We start from the raw sequence: 3,077 nt of genomic DNA, 5'->3' as shown, positions 1-3,077 counted from the left end.
AGTGCCCAGACACTGGGATCCAGAAGACGTAATTTCAACCAAGTGGCTGCATAATAAAGGCTGGATTCCAGTGCCAAGCATTGGAATGACATCACAGAGGCACTGGAATGACACCTCTCTTGGGCTCTTTTAGCTATAAACATTAAGAAATTTACCAAACGAAAAAAAAGGCAAAAGAAGCCCTGGTCATTGTCTATTTTCAGTATTTGGCGTTTTTTAAGTCTTAAATACTGCAATTTAGCTGCTTTTAATTACAACTAACCTATGCTGCAAATATTTAAGAAATTTACTAAGCAGAAAAAAAGGCAAAAGAAACCCCGTGTTAGCTAGTTATCACTCTCTAATCCTGCAAATTGGCGTACTATACTGTCTTAAACGACTTATAAGCGCGTTTCAGCTTGTGTAGGTAAAAACCTAGAAATATTGTGAAGACATAAGGTGCACATAGTGCAAAAAATTAAAAATAAGACGCCAACTACGTTGTTTTCTTGCTGTTTAATCTGCACAGATGAAGATAACTGAATACCTTCAGTTTCATGATAAGGGGGCTGGCGGAGTTTGTCAAGTAGCTTTGCATTGTGAAAACAATTATCACAAAAATCCTATATCACCAGTCATGAATACGTTATTTGCCCATTCGATTAATAACTTACCTCCTGGTAAATCTACTGAAGTCTGTTGGGCAGTCAGATATCCACGTAGTGTGGATGCAACAAGTGCTGCACAGGCTGCACTACCGCATGATGCAGTAATGCCTGTACCTCTTTCCCAAACTCTTAAAGCTATTTCTCCAGACTTTTCAACTTGTGCAATACTAATATTAATTTTCTGAGGAAATAGTACGTGATTTTCTAGCTTTGGTCCTAAATTTCGCAATGGTATTTCACTTATGTTATCAACAAAAAAAACTATATGAGGGTTACCAATATTTACTGCAACAGGATCTTTTAGCATTTCAAGCTCTATAGGTAAGTGAAGAGTGTCACACTCAGTAGACAAGGGAATTTCATGCCATTTTAGCAAAGGTTTACCCATGTTAACCTTTATGGATTTATCACCAACTTTAAAACACTCTAAAATGCGTTTGTTTACTAGCTCAATAGTGATATACTTAGTACCTTTTTCTGACATTATCAAATATCCAACACAGCGTGCTGCGTTTCCGCACATTTCAGCTCGACTACCATCAGCATTATAGATATGTATAAAGCAGTTTGCAGCATTAGACATTGTTATAATTATCACTTGATCACAACTGCTTTGATCAGCAATTTGTCTATAGTTCCAGTCTAAATTGTTTGTTGAACGTGAGTCTATGATAACAAAATTATTGCCAGTACCGTGCATCTTGATAAAATTTTTAGGACCTTGGCCACTCATCATAAAAAAATATTTCTTCTATTGGTCTTCTTTTTTTCTTACTTATTTCAGCACCCTCTTCTTCGTAACCAACCGCTATCACTGACATTACATCAAAATCTTCGGGTATATTAAACTTTTCAACTATTTTATCTCTATCAAATCCACCCATTTGATGAGCCATTAAGTTCACAGATGCAGCCTGTAGCATAAGAGCATAATTTGCTGCACCAGTATCATGACTAGCCCAAAGATTTTCTCCTTTACCTTGTTTACGGAAGTTTTTAGCACCTAAAGATATGATTAACACTTGTGCATCTTTTGCCCATTTTTGATTAGATTCATCAAGACAATTTAGCAGCTTTTCCCATGTGCTTTGATTGTTCTGTTTGTTGCATATCACATATCTCCAAGGTTCATCACCAAAACATGAGGGAGTCAGCCTTACAGCTTCCATTAAAATATCCATGTCTTCCTGAGATATTGCTCTTGTAGTATCGTATGAACGTCCGCTGTGTCTTGCTTTCATCAACAATAATAGATCTTGTTTACTCATCATTTTTAATTTAATAGTGCATAAATAATTCATTGTAGCACAATGTGAGCAAAATTTAAATTGCAAAACCTCTTATACAAATATATTATATTTAATAAGTTATTTTTATTGGGAAGGTAGGTTTATAACACAATCTAGCAGCAGATCAACACTGGCTGAAATATTGTCCTGCGTTTTACTTTTATTCTTGATGGCTCAAATAAGCGTACCATTGCAGCCTGTGCCTATCACATTGCAAACTTTAGGAGTAATGCTTATTGGGCTTAAATTTAACCGCAGAACAGCATTCTATTCTGTACTTACATACTTATCACTTGGTGCAGCAGGATTTCCTGTTTTTGCGAATTTTTCTGGTGGTTATCATATTTTTCTCGAACCGACAGGTGGATATTTAATTGGCTGTTTAGCTGCTGTTATGGTAATGAGCAAAGTAAATGAATTACTGAACTCTAAATATAAATCATTTGTGTGTAATTCCTTAAGTTGTCTAGCTGGTACAGTTGTAATCTTTATTTGTGGTGTTAGTTGGCTTGCTGTTTACTTGGGTCTGGAATAAGCAATAATGGTGGGTGTTTTACCATTCATCCTTCCTGGTTTGGTAAAAATTTTTCTACTTGTGGCAGTTTTGCAATATTTGAAAAAATGATAAAATTCCGCCCTCATCATTTCATGTGCACCCTTGCGTTTCGGGGATATGGGTATTCTCAGGGTTTTGTAGAAAATTACAAGAAGATAGCAAGCAAAGTAATTAGTGATCCTAACACTCAAATCGAAGTAGTCGGCAACCTTGATAGTATCTGTAGTGCTTGTCCAAATCAGACTAAACAAGGTAAATGCACCACACAAGCTAAAATTTTAGAGCTAGATAGAAGGCATATAGGAATTTTAGGAATAAAAATTGGCGAGACTTTAACTTGGAATGAGGCGGTAAAAAAGATTAGAGAGAAAATGTCTTTAAAGAAATTTGATTACGCATGTGAGGGGTGCAATTGGCAGCCATATGGGATATGTAAAAATGCCCTTTTAAATCTACAAAGACAGTTGACAAAATGTTAAGATAAATTGAAGCATTTTTGTGGAAATAGACTTCTTGCACTACCTCCCAAGCCACAACTGTCATTCAGTAGAAACGAAAAAGTTACTTGACACCCTCCGCCAGCAC

The 3,077-nt window shown here is 36.1% G+C and carries 3 protein-coding genes and 1 pseudogene; 2 read left to right on the top strand and 2 right to left on the bottom strand.

Annotation, left to right across the window (positions count from 1 at the left end):
- Positions 1–591: 591 nt before the first annotated feature.
- Both dapF and OZD70_RS01765 read right to left on the bottom strand, forming a co-directional pair.
- Entirely contained in the window at positions 592–1,380 is a 789-nt protein-coding gene (dapF, locus tag OZD70_RS01770) for a diaminopimelate epimerase (RefSeq protein ID WP_182184085.1), read from the bottom strand.
- Positions 1,361–1,948 (bottom strand): nitroreductase family protein, encoded by a 588-nt coding sequence (locus OZD70_RS01765; RefSeq protein ID WP_275020455.1) that lies wholly within the window; start codon positions 1,946–1,948, stop codon positions 1,361–1,363. The genes dapF and OZD70_RS01765 overlap by 20 nt, the downstream gene beginning before the upstream one ends.
- Positions 1,949–2,009: 61 nt before the next feature.
- On the opposite strand from OZD70_RS01765, the pseudogene OZD70_RS01760 reads away from it, so the two are divergent.
- Both OZD70_RS01760 and OZD70_RS01755 read left to right on the top strand, forming a co-directional pair.
- Positions 2,010–2,561 (top strand): annotated as a pseudogene (locus OZD70_RS01760) (biotin transporter BioY).
- Positions 2,558–2,971, top strand: coding sequence for a DUF1284 domain-containing protein (locus OZD70_RS01755; RefSeq protein ID WP_338062931.1), 414 nt, complete (start codon positions 2,558–2,560; stop codon positions 2,969–2,971). Before OZD70_RS01760 ends, OZD70_RS01755 begins: the two are co-directional and overlap by 4 nt.
- Positions 2,972–3,077 lie beyond the last annotated feature (106 nt).

Origin of the sequence: Wolbachia endosymbiont of Drosophila tsacasi (genome assembly GCF_028982115.1) — a bacterium.
In the GTDB taxonomy this organism is placed as follows: domain Bacteria; phylum Pseudomonadota; class Alphaproteobacteria; order Rickettsiales; family Anaplasmataceae; genus Wolbachia; species Wolbachia pipientis_B.
The sequence above is the reverse complement of the archived record's forward strand: the minus strand, read 5'-3'. Positions and strand labels throughout refer to the sequence as shown.